The sequence below is a fragment of the Vibrio sp. KMM 9700 genome, assembly GCF_058545285.1.
This window is the reverse complement of the sequence record NZ_CM178589.1, coordinates 1,024,308-1,043,077: the sequence shown is the minus strand read 5'-3', so window position 1 is coordinate 1,043,077 and position 18,770 is coordinate 1,024,308. Positions and strand designations below refer to the sequence as shown.

Genomic DNA, 18,770 nt, shown 5'->3' with positions numbered 1-18,770 from the left:
TGACAAAATATTTTAATAAATGATTGACCTTACCCTTAGGGGAGCCTTTATAATTTGGTCTGTAAGTTATTATTATCCTAGCTAAATATTGAGATTATGGGCCAAGTTATTCGTACATGGAGTATTGTGACATTTGTTATCACTGCACTATTGCTTCCAAGCTTTAGTTTTGCAGCGGCATCACTGTGTCTACAACCAGTATCAATGTCGGCGCATCACAACATGCCAACCCACTCAATGGGCAAGCAAATATTATCGGATTGTCACCAAGAAACTCAATCTGCCGATAAAGCTCAAGATAAAAATCAATCTGAACATCGTGTTGCTAAGCATCAAGGCCAACTTAGTGATTGTTGTAGTGCGAGCTGTGTACCAAGCTATACCTCGACCCATCATACAGTTAGCACCCATATAGCCGCAATATATCACCTAGATATACCGTTTTTTAACCCCCAATATACCTCCCAATATCAACCGTCATTATATCGCCCTCCGATAGCATAACTTTCCTATTTTGTAATAAAAAATAGAACTAAAACAATCGAATTACATTGTTTTGAAATTGAGCTTTCAAACCGCTGTTTTTGTTTTTTAATGGAAAGTAATTATGACAATCAAACCAAGTGCATGGTTTGCACTCTTGGCTTTATTTAGCTCACCACTTTGGGCTAAAACTGAGCTTACCTCAATGATTGAGCAAGCATTGACGCTTGATTCAACACGAGATCAAATATACTCGCAATCACAAGCCATTCGAGAAAATGGTATTGCAAGTGCGACTTTATCCGATCCTAAACTTAAAGTTGGTGTTGGCAATTTACCGATTGATTCGTTCCAGTTTGACGACGATCCTATGACCAATATCTCTGTTGGTTTAATGCAAGAATTTGGTCGGGGCGACACGCTTGAGCTACAGAAAAAAATGGCAAATCGACAAGCCGATGGCACTGCTGTTCAAATTCAAACCCGTGAACTTGATGTTGCGAATTCAATCACTCAACTATGGGCTGAATTAGTTTATCAACAACATGCACAGCAAATAATCCTCGAGAATAAAAAGCTAGTCAAAGAATTGGTTCGTTTTATTGATACCAACTACTCAATGGGTCGAGGGGAATCTCAAGATCTGTTACAAGCCAAAGTACAGGTATCAAAGCTCGATGATCAATTGCAAAAAAACCTACAAACGCAACACAAAATCAAGGCTCAGTTATCTGAATGGCTAGGTGAGAATTGGTATAGCGAACAAAAGCAAACCGCAGTTGATGACAAGTTTGATTGGCACAATTTAGACCAGTTATTGGCTAATCAATCTGGTTTTGATGGTAAATATTATGACCAATTAATGATACACCCATCTATAAAAGTCGCCGATGCCAATATCAAAGCTAATCAAGTGAAAGTTGAAATTGCTGATGAGTCTTATTCGCCAAAATTTGGTGTTGAAGTAATGTACGCACATCGAGAAGCCAATAGCATGGATGGTCAACCGGCTTCTGATCTGATGAGTGCCTACCTCACCATGGACATTCCATTATTTACAGGTAAACGACAAGACCGTCAATATGCAGCGGCACAACTTGGTGTTGGTGCGGCAAAATCGGCTCGCGATGTCATGCTCAAGCAGATGAATGCCAAGGTGAATGCCTTAGTTGTCGATCGTGAAAACTTGATGGCACGTATTAGTCGTTACCAAAATACGATCATAGATCAATCCAATGCACGTCTAAAAGCAGTTGAACGAGGGTATCAAAATAACACGGCACAATTTAATGATGTCGTGACTGCGATCAGAGATAAGCTTGCTTTATCGCTTGAAATGTATCGCCTTGAAGCGGATCTCAACATTACAAATAGCAACCTTGCTTATTTATTAAATCGCTTTTCTTACCGCGTTGACGCCCCATCACTTGCCCAAACAGATCGCTAGGAAAAAATATAATGAAAACACTATCAACTATTTTGCTCACGACAGTTATTAGCGCTTCATTCGCTGGCGGGGCTACTTATTATTACTTGTCGTCTCATCAGTCGATGCAATCAGCATCAGCTCAAACAAACACAAAGGCGAATAAGGAGCCGTTATATTGGGTTGCTCCAATGGATGCCAACTACAAGCGAGACAAACCCGGAAAATCACCAATGGGTATGGATTTGGTACCCGTTTATGAGGAAGGCAATGCTACGCAAGAAAACCCTGCTGGTACCGTAATGATATCTCCAGCGGTTGAGAATAATCTCGGTGTGAAAACAGCTCCTGTGATCAAAGCGAAACTATCACCCAATATTGATACAGTTGGATATATTGCGTTCGATGAAAGCCGCCTTTGGCAGACCAACGTTCGAGTTAGTGGTTGGGTACAAAAACTTAATATTAATGCCGTTGGAGAGAAAGTTCGCAAAGGTGAGGTTCTTTTTACTCTCTACTCTCCCGATCTGGTTAAAGCGCAAGAAGAACTGCTAAACGCTTACCGAACAGGCCGCAGTGGTTTAATTAAAGGCGCCACCGAACGCTTGGTGACACTCGGTGTTGACCGCCCTCAAATTGCACAAATCGTAAAAACAAAGAAAGTGGTAAATTCTGTTGAAGTTAAAGCGGTTAACGATGGGATCATTGCCAGCTTAAACATCCGTGAGGGAGGTTACTTATCTCCAGCTCAAGCGGTGATCAGTGCTGGCCCCATTGATGAAGTTTGGGTCGATGCGGAAGTATTTGAACGTCAAGGCCACTGGATTAAAGCCGGCACTAAAGCCAACATGACGTTAGATGCGATTCCGGGGAAAGCGTGGCAAGGGCGTGTTGACTACGTCTATCCCATTTTAGATCCCAAAACACGAACGTTACGTGTGCGTTTAAAGTTTAAAAATGATGATAACAATTTAAAACCAAACATGTTTGCTAACATTATCTTGCAACCAGAGACTCAAGAAGAAGTGTTGACGATCCCTAGAGAATCGGTGATCCGTTCCGGTGCTATGACACGCGTGGTACTTGCTCAAGGAGATGGTAAATTCCGTTCAGCACGTATTGAAGTTGGTCGTGAAGCTGGTGACGAGGTTGAAGTGATCGCAGGCTTAACCACAAAAGATACTGTCGTGACTTCTGCTCAATTTATGTTGGATTCAGAATCAAGTCAAAATGCCGACCTCAGCCGCATTAATGGGATTGATGCTGTGAGTGATTCCGTATGGACGAAAGGTGAAATCACCAAAGTCATGACTGATCACAAGATGCTAACCATCAGCCACCAACCGATTCAAGCGTGGGATTGGCCGGGAATGACCATGAACTTTAATGTCAGCGATAAATTAAATATGGAAGATTTTAACCAAGGGGAAGCCATTGAATTCAAAATTGAAAAACAAGCTGATGATAGCTATTTGATCACGGAATTCAAACCTGCATCAAAAGCACCACAAGAGGTTTGGGTAACAGGAACAATTAGTTCATTAATGGCAGATTTTGACATGATCACTATCAAGCATGATGCCGTAGATGAATGGCAGTGGAAATCAGGAGAAATGAACTTCACGGTTGATCCCTCAATCGCTCTTGATGGCCTAGAGGTTGGCCAAAGTGTTCGATTTCTGATCGGTAAACAACAAGGTGAGTTCACCTTATCCAAAATAGATGGCTCTCAGTCTAAATCAATGAACCATGAAACAGGAGCGCACTGATGATCCCCGCAATTATTCGTTGGTCAATCAATAATCGCTTTCTCGTTATCGTGTCGGCTATTTTATTGACTCTCGCTGGTATCTATAGTGTCAAACAGACCCCTGTTGATGCCTTACCAGATTTGTCTGATGTTCAAGTGATCGTAAAAACCAGTTACCCCGGCCAATCACCACAAGTGGTTGAAGACCAAGTTACATACCCACTAACCACTGCTATGCTTGCGGTGCCGGGGGCGGTCACTGTGCGTGGCTTCTCTTTCTTTGGTGACTCTTATGTGTACATCATATTCGACGATGATACCGATATGTATTGGGCACGTTCACGAGTGTTGGAATATTTAAGCCAAGTTACGCCAAACTTACCACCACAAGCCAAACCAACATTAGGACCCGATGCGACTGGTGTTGGCTGGGTATTTAACTATGTATTGCAAGATAAGTCAGGCAAACATGATTTGGCCGAATTGACGAGTTTGCAAAATTGGTTCTTAAAATATGAATTACAAACCGTGGATGGTGTGTCGGAAATTGCAACCGTGGGTGGGATGGTAAAACAGTACCAAATCCAAATCGACCCTGCGAAATTAAGAGCTTACGATTTAACCCTCAAGCAAGTTAATGCTGCGATTTCTCAAGGCAACCAAGAAACGGGAGCTTCTGTAATTGAAGTTGCCGAAGCGGAGCACATGGTTCGTACCACCGGTTACCTAAGTAGTATCGAGGATATTAAATCACTACCTCTGAAAGTGACCGATAAGGGGACACCTTTATTACTTGGTGATATCGCTGAAATCAACATTGGGCCAGAAATGCGCCGAGGTATTTCCGAGCTTAATGGTGAAGGAGAAGCCGTCGGAGGTGTCGTTGTGATGCGCTATGGCGAAAATGCGAGTGAAGTGATCAAAAACGTCAAAACAAAGTTGAAAACACTTCAAAAAAGCTTACCGGATGGGGTTGAAATTGTAACCACTTACGACCGATCAACATTGATCAACCATGCTGTTGACAACTTATGGCATAAATTGCTGGAAGAGTTCATCGTTGTTGCGATTGTGTGTGCCTTGTTCTTATTCCACTTTCGTTCGTCGCTTGTGGTTGCATTAAGCTTACCCGTAGGGATTTTATCTGCATTTATTATCATGCACTGGCAAGGCATTAACGCCAATATTATGTCGTTGGGGGGAATTGCCATTGCGATTGGTGCCATGGTCGATGGTGCTATTGTGATGATAGAAAATGTGCACAAGCATATTGAACGTACACCACTCACCGACCAAAACCGTTGGCAAGTGATCAGTAAAGCAGCGCAAGAAGTGGGGCCACCACTCTTTTTCTCTTTGCTTATTATTACACTAAGCTTTGTACCTGTCTTTGCACTGCAAGGTCAAGAAGGGAAAATGTTCGCCCCTCTTGCCTTTACTAAAACCTTAGCTATGGCTGCATCGGCAGGGCTTGCCATTACTTTGGTTCCGGTTTTAATGGGCTATTTTATACGCGGCAAAATCCTACCTGAGCATAAAAACCCAATTAACCAAGCCCTTATCGCTATTTATAAACCACTACTGAACATCAGCTTGAAGTACTCAAAAACGATGATCTTAGTTGCGATTGCTTTAATGGCTTCAGCTTATTATCCACTCACTAAAGTGGGCAGTGAGTTTATACCACCATTGGATGAAGGCGATTTAATGTATATGCCAACCACTTATCCGGGTATATCCATCGGTAAAGCTCGTGAATTATTGCAGCAAACCAATCGCTTAATCAAAACTGTGCCAGAAGTTAAAACAGCATGGGGTAAAATTGGTCGAGCAGAGACCGCTACCGATCCTGCACCATTAACCATGATTGAAACTGTGATCCAGTTAAAACCTAAAGATCAGTGGCGAGATGGCGTTACCACCGAATCTTTGCGGAAAGAACTTGATAACTTGATTCAATTCCCCGGCCTAACCAACGCTTTTGTCATGCCGATCAAAACTCGAATCGATATGCTTTCAACCGGGATTAAAACCCCAATTGGGATCAAAATTGCAGGTCCCGATTTAAAAGAAATAGAGAAAATCGGCGCACAGCTCGAACCTATTTTGAATACCGTTGAAGGTACCACATCGGTTTATGCGGAACGTGTTGCTGGTGGTCGTTACGTCACGATTGATATCAAACGCCGTCAAGCTGCTCGCTATGGCTTAAGTATTCAAGATATTCAACGGGTAACCTCAACGGCGATCGGCGGCATGAATGTTGGTGAAACAGTTGAAGGTTTGGAACGCTATCCAATCAATGTCAGGTATCCACAATCGTATCGTGATTCTGTGGTGAAATTGCAGAACTTACCTTTAGTTACACCAAATGGTGCGCGTATTTCTTTAGCGGATGTTGCTGATGTTCGTTATGAAGATGGTCCACCGATGATCAAAACAGAGAATGCACGTCCAAATGGTTGGGTTTTCGTTGATATTGATGGCCGTGATTTAGGCTCGTATGTCGCAGAAGCGCAGCAAAAAGTAACAGAACAATTGAAGTTACCGTCTGGATATTCTCTTGTCTGGTCAGGTCAATATGAATATATGGAACGCGCAAAAGCGAGATTGAGTATTGTGACTCCAGTGACATTAATGATCATCATGTTGCTCTTGTACTTGAGCTTCCGACGCGTGGGGGAGGTTGCCATTATCATGGGGACATTACCTTTAGCCATGGTTGGCGGTTTATGGTTAATGTATTTACTCAACTTTAACTTCTCTATTGCTGTCGGAGTCGGTTTCATCGCACTTTCTGGCGTAGCTGTCGAGATTGGCGTGATCATGTTGGTTTATCTCAATCAAGCATGGGATCAAAAACTGATTGATGCAGATGAAAGAAAAATACCAGTCGACAACAAAGACTTAATGACAGCGATAAAAGAAGGCGCAGGTTTAAGAGTTCGACCAGTTCTGATGACGGTTCTAACCGTGATCATTGGATTAATTCCAATTATGTACGGCTCTGGTACGGGATCTGAAGTTACTCAACGTATCGCTGCACCCATGATTGGGGGGATGTTTTCTGCGCTTATCTTAACGTTATTAGTATTACCCGCAGTTTTCAAATTATGGAAGCAGCACTCATACAAGTTAAAGGGAAAATAAATCAATGACCTAGATAGATGCAGGTCATGGTTTATCTAGGCTTTATCACTTAATTTTACAAGGAAATACACATGAAAAAATCACTACTTACTATTGCTTTAGTGCTGAGCTCTTCTATTGCTTTCGCAGACAATAACCATGAAATGATGGATCATCAAACCATGAATAGTCAGACTATGGATATGAGCAGTATGGATCATTCACAAATGGATCATAGCCAAATGAGCGAAAGCAAAACAACAATGCAAGGCATGAATCATAGCAACATGGCGATGGAAAATATGTCGGATGTTGGGATGCCAGCAAAAGGGGCTGCACCTGATAAAGTGATTCAGGTGGTTTTAGCGGATGATATGAGCATGACCTTTAAAGGCAACACAGAAATTAAGCCGAATGATATTGTTCAATTTGTGGTGATGAATACAGGAAAAATCGATCACGAATTTGCAATCGGTAGTCATGCTGAACAGAAAAAACATCGAGAAGAAATGAAAAGCGGTCAAGCTCAACACGACCATGGTTCAATGGGTAATATCGTCACGGTTAAACCCGGCAAAGCCAAACAATTAACATGGCATTTTCATGGAGATAGCAAGATTGAATTTGCTTGTAATATTCCTGGGCATGCTGAAGCAGGCATGATAAAAAAAATGACATTGAAATAACTATTTATCGGAGATGATTTTTTAGTAGTTGACGTTGCGGATAACAACTACTCCGCAACGTTATGCTGATAATGAAATGATAATAGGAGAAAAATATGAACCGTCGAGATTTTATCAAGTTTACAAGTATAACTGGTGCCTTTACGGTATTAAATGTACAAACATCATGGGCACTAACAAGGCAACAGCAGACCGCGAATATACAGCAACCGCTTGCTATACCGCCAATGATAGAAACAAGTGATCAACACGTCACTGAGCTAAATATTCAGTCAGGTCAATCTTCATTTCTACCTCACCTAAAAACGGAAACCGCAGGGGTAAATGGTAGTTTTCTTGGCCCTGCGTTAAAAATGCGTCGAGGCAAAATTTCAAAATTAAAAGTAAACAATCAATTAAATGAAACCATCACACTTCACTGGCATGGGCTTGATATTGCAGGAAAGTATGATGGTGGCCCACATCAAAAAGTTCCATCAAATCAATCATGGAATATCGATATTCCCATTGAACAACCAGCAGCAACGTGTTGGTTCCATCCTCATCAATACCCAAATACGGCAGATCTTGTAATGCGCGGTATCGCTGGTTTAATTGTTATTGAAGATGAGGAAAGTGACGCATTAAACCTTCCTTCTGATTGGGGATTTAATGATATTCCAGTTATTATTCAAGACCGACGTTTTGATGATAAAGGTCAATTTGATTATGAGCTTTTAGACATTGTTAATGTCGCAATGGGTTTTGCAGGTGACACACTATTAACCAATGGTGTTATTCATCCAAAATTTGATGTGCCTCAAGGCTGGGTTAGACTTCGACTGTTAAATGGTTCAAATGCTCGCAGTTACCAACTTTCAGCTTCAGATCAGCGAGAATTTTATGTCATTGCCTCTGATTCAGGCTTTATCGAAAAACCGATACGCTTAACACAGTTACATATGGTCGCCGGTGAACGTTATGAAATAATGATAAAAATTTCTGGAAAAGAGCCTTTTGATCTAATCACAAGCCCAATCCAACAAATGGGCATGAGGGCAGCTCCATTTAACCGTCCAGTACCTTTTTTAACTCTTATTCCACAAGCCACTGTGAGCCATGCGGAGTTACCAGAGCAACTCACCAAGATAGAACGTTATCAATTAGCAGATGCCAAGGTTAAACGAGAAATTACTCTTGGCATGGGAGAACATTTAGATCAACAAGCGATGATGTTAATGATGCAAAAACAATCAAAATTTCAGCAACGTATGCAAATGGCCAATGATAACAAGATGAATATGGATGATGGTATGTCGATGAAGTCAGATCATATGATGGCTAACAAGGTTAAAGAATCGGATCTATTGACACCTGATGATTTAAAAAACATCAATAGTATCAATGGTAAAGCCTTTGATATGAATCGCATAGATTTAGAGGCGAAAAGGGGTATTTTAGAGCACTGGGTCATTAGTCAAGGGGATGACATGATGGTCCACCCGTTTCATATTCATGGTTGCAGGTTCCAGATTTTATCCATTAATGGAGAGGCTCCAGCAGCCCATTTAGCTGGTTGGAAAGATACTGTGACCGTCTTTCCTAAAGGGAAAAGCGAAGTATTATTGAAATTTAACCACTTAGCAGATGATAAAACTCCTTATATGGCACACTGTCATATTTTGGAGCACGAAGATACAGGAATGATGATGCAATTTACGGTAAGCTAGTTATTCAATTTATATTATAACTAATTGAAATTGTAGTGAGTTGAATGGTTTGTATATCTGATAGCCGCTCAACTCATCAATTGTAACGCTATCATCGATATAATTAGTTTATGGCTTGTGAAACAACTCTGTATTTTTAAGCTGATGTGTTTTAGAGTATTAAATAGAGGGTCTAAATTATGAATATAAGTGAAGTAGCAAAACTCACTAACCTTTCAACTAAATCAATTCGATTTTATGAATCTAAGGGGATCATTGCTCCGCCAAATCGAGCAGATAATGGTTATCGATTTTATTCACCAATACAAATAGAACAGCTTCAACTTGTTTCACGTGCACGCTCTGTTGGTTTTAGTTTGGATGAGTGTAAAGGATTAATTGAGTTATCTGAGGATCCTAAAAGAACCAGTGCTGCAATCAAGAAAAAAACAGAACAAAAATTAATAGAGATTGAAAAACAAAAACAGGAACTTGAGATCATAAGTAATCAACTGAAGTTATGGTTAGCAGAATGCCCCGGAGATGATGGTGCTGATTGTCCTATAATAGATAATCTTAAAGGGCATATTTAGTCGAACGAATAATTATTATTAATAAGAGCAGAAACAAAAAGCTAAAGTATTTAAGTTTATTTGATGCCCCACCGTCCTTACGCTTGTTATCAAACATTGAGCACGAGACGTATAGAGATGAAAACGAATTGATAAGTGATACTTTCTTTTGCCAGAACTGACTTGAGTATATATGGAAAGCTATTATTTTAACAAATTAAACAAAGATGAGTCTAAGTATGGGATGCTGCAACAAACCACCAAATAGTGGCAGTGATATAAAAATGGCAATGAAGCTTTTTGATGTGTTGGCTGTAGTTGTTTTGGTTATTGTTCTAGTGTGGGGTTAATACCGAGTTGATCTGCTCATGTTAAAATGAACACATTATTGATAGAATAGCAATATTGGAAAACAATAGCTGAGTTAATTTGAAAGTAATTTTCTTACAGGATTATTTTCGACATTAAAGTTATGCAAACTTTTACTTCATTTTTATGCAAATTTTTGTTGCAAAATGGCATGTAACTTATTGATTGACTCAATTTATTATGCAGACTTATGTTGCAAACATCAAACTCCTTCGGAGGCTTATGCTTATCTTACAGAATTAATTGAGTATGCTCCAATTTATGCCTCACTTATTAACCCTAGTGATTCATGGTGGGCTGAACAACCTCAAGAATATAGAGATTCTCTCAAGTTCTTAGTTGGTATTAGGTTGTTCAATATTAAGCAACCATTAGCCATCCTGCTCCCTGCATTTAAGTACTTCACGGCAGGATAGTTTGTAAAAACCGTTAAATATATATACGTTTTGTCTATTCGATATAACGTCATTTGTCATTTGTCACCAAGTGAGCAAGAATCACTATATAACCAAATAGCAATAAAGGTATCAGGAGGAGTGTATGAAAGAGCAAGCCATATAAAGAATAGTGAAGAGTTCAAACGGTTATACCCAAATGATGATACATTTTTTAATGCTTTTGAGTTTCATCGAATGCCAAGTAGACAAACAGCGAAAAAAATCAGGTTTTTACTTGCTGAGATTGAAAATTACCTTGGATTTAATTGTGAATTTAATAGAACAACGTTAGAGCATATTTGTCCTTATAACCCTGAAGAGCAATGGATTGGAAGCTTCGGTGAAGGCATAAATGATGTTAAAGATCGTTTAGGCAATATGCTTCTACTTAATAAAGATGAGTTAAAACGAACTAGTTTTGAACAAAAAAAGAAAGTATACGGCAATGCTCCATACCGTTTAGCTCAAAAGGTTACTGAATACGATGAATGGAATTTAGATGCAGTTAATGAGCAACAAAAATGGATGGCCGAACAAGCGGTTCGCACATGGCGTGTTGACTAAATATCGGGCATGTTAATAAACTATGCAGGTGATAAAAGTTTATTGCTTTTCGATATTCGCATCACATAGCGGCATTGTAATGAGTATTTGAGCAGTGTTGTTTACTAGTCAAATAAAGCAAAAATGAAATTGTTATACTGTAGTTTTTTGTTGCTAATCGATTCTGCATCAAAGAGCTTAGTGTTAGTTATTAGTTTGTGATGTTTACAATTATACTTGAAACTTGACCAGTGATTGTGCATTATCTCAATATCACAGTGCCATAATCTAATCTAAGATAGGTAATAATTCGAATTATGCAAAAAATATGGGAAGTAAAGCCCTTGGGGCTTAATTTCAACATGGTGCAAGTGTATGTCTTTTTAGCGTTAATGGCGCAAATTACAGGCAAGAAACCCGGGCAAGCTTTCCATAAGATAGTCAATGGCCATATTTATGAAGATCAACTTGATCTGATGCAAAATGTGCAGCTCAAACGCGAGCCATTGCCTTTACCGACATTTAAGATTAATCCGAAAATTAAGACGCTTGAAGATCTAGAAACTTGGGTGACTTTGGATGATTTTGAAGTTGTGGGTTATGAACATCATGATGCAATTAAATATCCATTCTCGGTTTAAGCATGTCACATTTAAACTACAATCACCTGTATTACTTTTGGATGGTCTGCAAACAAGGCTCAGTGGCGAAAGCTGCGAAGGCCTTGTTTTTGACGCCGCAAACCGTGACAGGGCAAATTAAAGCTTTTGAGTCACGCATGAATGGCAAACTGCTTAAGCCGAGTGGGCGCAGTGTGCAGCCGACAGAGTTAGGCGAGCTAGTGTTTCAGTATGCAGATAAGATGTTTGATTTGAGCTATGAAATGCTTGATATCGTCAACTACAGCCGAGTTGAAAACATCTTGTTTGATGTTGGGGTGGCCGATGCCTTATCCAAAAACCTTGTCAGCCAGATTTTATCCACCACAGTGCCACCAGATCAGCGGATCCACTTACGTTGTTTTGAATCTTCAACCCATGAGCGGCTACTGGAGCAGTTATCGCAACATAAGTTGGATATGATTCTTTCTGATTGCCCTGTAAACTCTAGCCAAACAACTGATTTATATCATAAGAAATTGGGCGAGTGTAAGATGAGTTTCTTTTCTTATACACCAATTAAAGCAGCAGAGTTTCCTGCTGTACTTGAAAAGCGTAAGCTCCTATTGCCGGGCAGTAGTACCACGATGGGGCGAGTGATCATGCATTATTTTGATAAGCTTGGCGTTACTGTGGATGTGCTCGGCGAGTTTGATGATGCAGCTTTAATGCAAGCCTTTGCGCGCCAATATCCTGATAGCATCTTTGTTGCGCCGACGCAGTTTTCGCAAAGTCTGCATAGTAAAGGTGTGCATTGCCTTGGTGAGATTGAAGGGATCACAGAGTCTTATTATGTCATTTTTGCTAAGCGTATGATCCAGCACCCGGCAGTAAAAAACATTTGCGAAGCCGACTTTAGCTATTTGTTTTAGTTATTTGTTTACACGCAGCACTAATGAGCAGGCACAAAAAAACCAGCCACATGAGCTGGTCTTTATATTAGTATTTAAGTTTAAATTAAAACTTAAAGTGCTTTGATAGCAGCAGAGAAGCGAGACTTATGACGCGCAGCTTTATTCTTATGAATAAGGCCTTTAGTTGCCATACGGTCTAGTAGAGGTGTAACTTGAGCAAATGCTTCAGTTGCAGCTTCTTTGTTACCTGCTTCAATAGCAGAGATTGTTTTTTTCATGTAAGTGCGCATCATAGAACGACGGCTAGCGTTGTGCTGGCGACGTTTCTCAGCTTGGATAGCGCGCTTCTTAGCAGATTTAGTGTTTGCCAAGGGTCTAACTCCCAAAAAACTTTAGTTTGGTGACAATATAAGGGCGAGGACTATGCCTGTTTCCCGTCAATATGTCAACTTAATTAGTGCAAAAATCCAGTCTTCACAAAACAAATTTTGCGAAATCTAGGCAATTGCGGTTAAGATGGCGTGGATTCTACCAGTATTTCTATTGCAATGCTAGGGATTGTTTAATTTTATACCTAACTCGGTTAAGTTATGCCTTTATTCAGATACACACTATAAAGCTAGCTGTCTGTTATATTCATTTTGGTCTTTTTTTGAGGTTGCTGTGAGCAAAAAACTTTTACGTTCTGGGCTGATCGTCAGTGCCATGACTTTTTTATCTCGCGTGCTTGGCTTAGTGCGAGATGTGGTGGTTGCAAACCTAATGGGCGCAGGCGCAAGTGCCGATGTATTCTATTTTGCCAATAAAATCCCAAACTTCTTGCGTCGCTTGTTTGCTGAAGGGGCATTTTCGCAAGCTTTTGTGCCGGTGTTAACTGAGTATCACAGCCAAGGTGATGAAGATAAGACTCGTGAGTTAATTGCTCGTGCAGCTGGTACCTTAGGTGGCCTTGTCACCATTGTCACTTTATTTGGGGTGCTCGGCTCAGGAATCGTCACTGCAATGTTCGGTTTTGGCTGGTTTCTTGATTATTTAAATGGTGGTCCAGCCGCTGCGAAATTTGAACTTGCCAGTTTCTTGTTAAAAATCACCTTTCCCTATCTTTGGTTTATCACCTTTGTTGCTTTATCTGGGGCAATTTTAAATACGATAGGAAAATTTGCGGTGTCATCCTTCACCCCAGTTTTTTTGAATGTGATGATTATCTTTGCCGCGACTTTCATTTCCCCACGCTTAGCACAACCTGAAGTTGGACTTGCGATAGGTGTGTTATTGGGCGGCCTCGTGCAATTTGCTTTCCAACTGCCGTTTATCTATAAGGCGGGCTATTTAGTCATGCCCAAGTGGGGTTGGCGCGATCCGGGCGTGACCAAGATCCGCACCTTAATGATCCCAGCGTTATTTGGCGTTTCAGTGAGTCAAATCAACCTCTTATTTGATACTTTTATTGCAAGCTTTTTAGCAACAGGCTCTATTAGCTGGTTGTATTATTCAGATCGCTTACTCGAATTTCCGCTAGGTCTGTTTGGCATTGCAATTGCTACTGTCATTTTGCCTGCTCTTTCTCGCAACCATGTTTCAGCGCAAAGCCAAAGCTTTAGTCAAACCATGGATTGGGGCGTGCGCATGGTGATCTTGCTTGGCTTGCCAGCTATGTTAGGTTTAGTCGTGCTGGCTGAGCCTATGCTGATGGTGCTCTTTATGCGCGGTGAATTTACTCCATTGGACGTACATCAAGCGTCGATGTCATTGCATGCGTATGCGGCAGGGCTGTTAAACTTTATGCTGATCAAAGTCTTAGCGCCGGGTTATTATTCGCGTCAAGATACGAAAACCCCAGTGCGTTACGGGATCATCGCTATGGTCACTAATATGGTGTTCAACGCTATTTTTGCTTATTACTTTAGTTATGTAGGGCTTGCGATGGCCACATCTTTATCTGCTTTTGTAAACATGGCGCTGTTATACCGTGGTCTGCATCGCGCTGGCGTTTATAAAGTGAGTAAGCAAACCATCTTCTTTATCGTGAAGATTTTGCTTGCAGGCATTGCGATGATTAGCGCTATTTTATACTTGATGCCGACAAACCAAGCATGGCTTGATATGGCGTTCCAATCACGCGCATTATGGCTTACAAGTCTGATTGCTGTTGGTGGTGGGGTTTACTTGATCAGTGCATTCGTGTTTGGCTTGCGAATTCGTGATATAAAATCAGCTTAATTCTCGCTGAAACTAGCATCTTTAGGTGACTTGAGTATATAATTCAAGGCTTTTAGCAAACTTGTTGGTAATAAGGTTTTATGGAACTCATTCGTGGCATCCACAATTTAAAATCGCAACATCATGGCTGTGTTTTAAGCATAGGCAATTTTGATGGCGTGCACCTTGGGCACCAACAAGTTTTGCAGCAATTAGATGCCCAAGCAAAACGCTTAAATTTACCCTCTGTGGTGATGACATTTGAGCCGCAACCTCTTGAATACTTTCTAAAAGAGAAGGCGCCAGCACGTTTAACACGGCTGCGTGATAAGTTTGAGAGACTTGCAGAGATGGATGTGAAACGCTTATTATGTGTGCGTTTTAACCAAAGTTTTGCCCAGCTTTCACCACAAGATTTTATCCAAGAATTATTGGTCAAAAAGCTTGGGGTGAAGTTTTTAGTCGTTGGGGATGACTTTTGTTTTGGCAAAAATCGTCAAGGCAATTTTGCGGACTTAAAAGCTGCGGGCGAAAAATATGGCTTTGAAGTCGTCTCCACCCAAAGTTTTTGCATTCAACAGCAGCGCGTCAGTTCCACCATGATACGCGAAGCCCTTGCCGCGGATGAACTGGCAAGCGCAGCGCATTTTCTCGGACGTGACTACAGTATTTGTGGACGCGTTTCACATGGACGCAAACTTGGGCGCACCATAGGTTTTCCGACAGCTAATGTGCCGCTAAAACGTCAAGTCTCACCAGTGCAGGGCGTATATGTGGTGCAAGCGAAACTTTTGGATGGAAGATGCTTTAAAGGGGTTGCGAATATCGGCAACCGCCCAACTGTCCAAGGCATTCGCCAACAATTAGAAGTTCACTTGTTTGATTTTCAAGGGAACTTATATGGTAAGCAGCTCGAAGTCGTCTTGCTTGCCAAGCTTAGAAATGAACAAAAATTTGATTCATTTGAGCTACTTAAACAACAGATACAAATTGACGCCGAACAAGCCCGCAACTGGTTTGTCGACGCGAAATAATACAGATCAAACAAAGTTTTGATTCACTTTTAAACTCGCCAATGTATGGAATAAACAATCGATGACTGATTATAAAGACACCCTGAACTTACCTGAAACAGGGTTTCCAATGCGCGGGAATCTGGCAAATCGTGAGCCAGAAATGCTCAAGCGTTGGTACCAAGAAGATCTTTACGGCGCAATCCGCGCTGCGAAGAAAGGCAAAAAATCATTTGTACTGCATGACGGCCCTCCGTATGCGAACGGTGATATTCACATTGGTCATGCGTTAAATAAAATTATTAAAGACATCATTATCAAGTCAAAGACACTTTCTGGTTTTGATGCGCCATATGTACCAGGTTGGGACTGTCACGGTCTACCAATCGAATTAATGGTTGAGAAGAAAAAAGGCAAGCCAGGTCAAAAAATTACTGCAGCTGAGTTCCGTGAAGAATGCCGTAAATACGCAACTAAGCAAGTTGAAGGTCAACGTGAAAGCTTTAAGCGTCTTGGCGTATTAGGTGAGTGGGAAAAACCTTACCGCACTATGGATTTTGGCACAGAAGCGAACATTATCCGCAGCCTAGGTAAAATTGCCGATCAAGGCCACTTACTAAAAGGTTTCAAACCTGTTCACTGGTGTACAGATTGTGGCTCTGCATTGGCAGAAGCTGAAGTTGAATATAAAGACAAGCAATCACCATCAATCGACGTACGCTTTAAAGCGGTAGATGAAGCGGCAACCCTTGCTAAGTTTAATACGACTGAAGGGGAAGGTGATGTTTCTGTTGTGATCTGGACAACCACGCCTTGGACACTTCCTGCAAACCGCGCAGTTTGTTTGCATGAAGAGCTTGAGTATGTGTTACTTCAAGTTGAAGCAACGGCTGAGCGTCCTGCTGAGCGCATCATTGTGGCAACTGAGCTTGCAAAAGATGTTGTCGCGCGCGCTGGTATCGAAAACTATCGTGAACTGGGCGTATGTAAAGGTAGCGATTTAGAGCTTGTTCGCTTTGCGCACCCATTCTATGACTTTGACGTGCCTGCAATTTTAGGTGAGCACGTGACCACAGATTCTGGTACAGGTGTGGTTCACACGGCGCCAGGACACGGTCAAGAAGACTTCGTTGTCGGTCAAAAATACGATCTTGAAGTCGCAAACCCTGTTGGTTCAAACGGTGTTTATCTTCCTGATACTGAGCTATTTGCCGGTCAACACGTATTTAAAGCAAACAAGTCAGTGCTTGAAGTGCTTGAAGAAAAAGGCGCATTGCTGCACCACCATAGTTATGAGCACAGCTACCCACACTGCTGGCGTCACAAAACACCGATTATCTTCCGCGCAACGCCGCAATGGTTCGTTTCTATGGATCAAGCAGGTCTACGTGCGAAAGCATTAGGTGAAATCAAAAATGTTCAATGGATGCCAGAGTGGGGTCAAAGCCGCATCGAAGGTATGATTGAAGGTCGCCCAGAATGGTGTATTTCACGTCAACGTACGTGGGGCGTGCCAATTGCATTATTTGTACATAAAGAAACGGCTGAGCTTCACCCAAATACACTTGAGCTCATTGAAAAAGTAGCCAAGCTAGTTGAAGAAAAAGGCATTCAAGCATGGTGGGATCTTGATCCTGCAAGCATCATGTCTGCAGAAGATGCGGATAAATATGAAAAAGTGCTGGATACTTTAGACGTATGGTTTGACTCAGGTGTGACGCACTTTGCTGTGGCAGATAACCGTGAAGAGCTAAACTTTGCTGATGAAGGCCGCACTCACAGCGCTGATCTTTACCTTGAAGGTTCGGATCAACACCGTGGTTGGTTCCAATCATCGCTTATCACTTCGGTTGCAATGAAAGATAAAGCACCATACAAACAAGTGTTAACACACGGTTTTGTGGTAGATGGTCAAGGCCGTAAGATGTCTAAATCTATCGGTAACGTGGTTTCTCCAACAGATGTAACCAATCGCCTTGGCGCAGATATCTTACGTCTTTGGGTCGCATCAACCGATTACACAGGTGAAGTTGCAGTTTCAGATGAAATCCTAAAACGTAGCGCTGATGCATATCGCCGTATCCGTAACACTGCGCGTTTCTTGCTTGCAAACCTAAGCGGCTTTAACCCAGAAACAGACATGGTTGCACCAGAAGATATGGTTGCACTGGATCGCTGGGCAGTTGGTCGTGCACATGCTGCGCAAACTGAAATCGTTAAAGCTTATGACGAATACAACTTGCACACAGTGACGCAACGCTTAATGCAGTTCTGCTCAATCGAGATGGGTTCTTTCTATCTTGATGTGATTAAAGATCGTCAATACACAGCGAAAAATGGTGGCCACGCACAACGTAGCTGTCAAACTGCGCTTTACTATATTGTTGAAGCATTAGTACGTTGGATGGCGCCTGTGATGTCATTCACTGCAGATGAAATTTGGAACGAAATGCCAGCGAAATTGCCGACAGGTGAAAACCGCGACAAGTTCGTCTTCACTGGCGAGTGGTTTGAAGATTTATTTGCTCTAAACGATGACGAAGCACTGAACAATGCTTATTGGTCGCAGGTTCAAACCATCCGCACCGAAGTGAACAAGCTGCTTGAAAATGCACGTAAAGATAAAACGATTGGCGGCGCGCTACAAGCTGAAGTCACTTTATATGCTGATGATGCGATTGCAGCTAAATTAAGCCAGCTTGAAGATGAACTGCGCTTTGTGATGCTGACTTCAAAAGCAATTGTGAAACCACTTGCACAGAAAACAGACGCTGCGCAAGCAACTGATCTTGATGGCTTATTTGTTGAAATCACAGCAAGTGAAGCGCAAAAATGTGACCGCTGCTGGCACCATGTGGCAGATGTTGGCACGATTGCAGGTCACGAAGAAATTTGTGGTCGCTGCGTGACAAACATCGAAGGTGACGGTGAATCTCGTCAATTTGCTTAATATTTTAGAAAT

At 41.5% G+C, this 18,770-nt stretch carries 13 protein-coding genes and 1 pseudogene; 13 read left to right on the top strand and 1 reads right to left on the bottom strand.

Annotated features, from left to right (window positions below; translation table 11 throughout):
- Positions 1-126 precede the first annotated feature (126 nt).
- The 10 genes and pseudogenes from AC2VOY_RS04625 to nhaR all read left to right on the top strand — a co-directional run bounded on the left by AC2VOY_RS04625 (position 127) and on the right by nhaR (position 12,614).
- On the top strand, positions 127-504 hold the full coding sequence (locus tag AC2VOY_RS04625; protein ID WP_491832580.1) for a hypothetical protein: 378 nt from the start codon (positions 127-129) through the stop codon (positions 502-504).
- Between the two features lie 103 nt (positions 505-607).
- A complete protein-coding gene (locus AC2VOY_RS04620; protein ID WP_491832578.1) occupies positions 608-1,930 on the top strand; it encodes a TolC family protein in 1,323 nt (440 codons plus the stop codon).
- An 11-nt stretch (positions 1,931-1,941) separates the two neighbouring features.
- Positions 1,942-3,678 carry an efflux RND transporter periplasmic adaptor subunit gene (locus AC2VOY_RS04615; protein WP_491832576.1) on the top strand — a complete coding sequence of 579 codons (1,737 nt, stop codon included), beginning with the start codon at positions 1,942-1,944 and terminating at the stop codon, positions 3,676-3,678.
- The gene (locus tag AC2VOY_RS04610; protein WP_491832574.1) at positions 3,678-6,809 is read left to right on the top strand and encodes an efflux RND transporter permease subunit; all 3,132 of its coding nucleotides are present in this window, start codon (positions 3,678-3,680) and stop codon (positions 6,807-6,809) included. The genes AC2VOY_RS04615 and AC2VOY_RS04610 overlap by 1 nt, the downstream gene beginning before the upstream one ends.
- A gap of 71 nt (positions 6,810-6,880) precedes the next feature.
- Positions 6,881-7,474 carry a copper-resistant cuproprotein CopI gene (gene copI, locus AC2VOY_RS04605; RefSeq protein WP_491832572.1) on the top strand — a complete coding sequence of 198 codons (594 nt, stop codon included), beginning with the start codon at positions 6,881-6,883 and terminating at the stop codon, positions 7,472-7,474.
- 95 nt (positions 7,475-7,569) lie between these two features.
- On the top strand, positions 7,570-9,183 hold the full coding sequence (gene cueO, locus AC2VOY_RS04600) for a multicopper oxidase CueO (protein ID WP_491832570.1): 1,614 nt from the start codon (positions 7,570-7,572) through the stop codon (positions 9,181-9,183).
- Between the two features lie 179 nt (positions 9,184-9,362).
- Positions 9,363-9,755, top strand: a complete 393-nt coding sequence (cueR, locus tag AC2VOY_RS04595) for a Cu(I)-responsive transcriptional regulator (protein WP_491832569.1) — start codon at positions 9,363-9,365, stop codon at positions 9,753-9,755.
- Positions 9,756-10,639: 884 nt separating this feature from the next.
- Positions 10,640-11,104 carry an HNH endonuclease family protein gene (locus tag AC2VOY_RS04590; RefSeq protein ID WP_491832567.1) on the top strand — a complete coding sequence of 155 codons (465 nt, stop codon included), beginning with the start codon at positions 10,640-10,642 and terminating at the stop codon, positions 11,102-11,104.
- 320 nt (positions 11,105-11,424) lie between these two features.
- A pseudogene (locus AC2VOY_RS04585) lies at positions 11,425-11,724 on the top strand (thymidylate synthase); the annotation flags it as partial.
- A 2-nt stretch (positions 11,725-11,726) separates the two neighbouring features.
- Complete coding sequence (gene nhaR, locus AC2VOY_RS04580; RefSeq protein WP_491832565.1) at positions 11,727-12,614, top strand: transcriptional activator NhaR; 888 nt, start codon at positions 11,727-11,729, stop codon at positions 12,612-12,614.
- 92 nt (positions 12,615-12,706) lie between these two features.
- On the opposite strand, the gene rpsT is transcribed toward nhaR, so the two are convergent.
- Entirely contained in the window at positions 12,707-12,967 is a 261-nt protein-coding gene (gene rpsT / locus AC2VOY_RS04575; protein WP_491832563.1) for a 30S ribosomal protein S20, read from the bottom strand.
- 292 nt (positions 12,968-13,259) lie between these two features.
- On the opposite strand from rpsT, the gene murJ reads away from it, so the two are divergent.
- From murJ to ileS, 3 genes are all read left to right on the top strand, one after another.
- On the top strand, positions 13,260-14,816 hold the full coding sequence (gene murJ / locus AC2VOY_RS04570; RefSeq protein WP_491832561.1) for a murein biosynthesis integral membrane protein MurJ: 1,557 nt from the start codon (positions 13,260-13,262) through the stop codon (positions 14,814-14,816).
- Between the two features lie 80 nt (positions 14,817-14,896).
- Positions 14,897-15,829: a bifunctional riboflavin kinase/FAD synthetase gene (ribF, locus tag AC2VOY_RS04565; RefSeq protein ID WP_491832560.1), complete on the top strand. Its 933-nt coding sequence runs from the start codon at positions 14,897-14,899 to the stop codon at positions 15,827-15,829.
- A gap of 61 nt (positions 15,830-15,890) precedes the next feature.
- Positions 15,891-18,758: an isoleucine--tRNA ligase gene (ileS, locus tag AC2VOY_RS04560; RefSeq protein WP_491832558.1), complete on the top strand. Its 2,868-nt coding sequence runs from the start codon at positions 15,891-15,893 to the stop codon at positions 18,756-18,758.
- Positions 18,759-18,770: the final 12 nt, after the last annotated feature.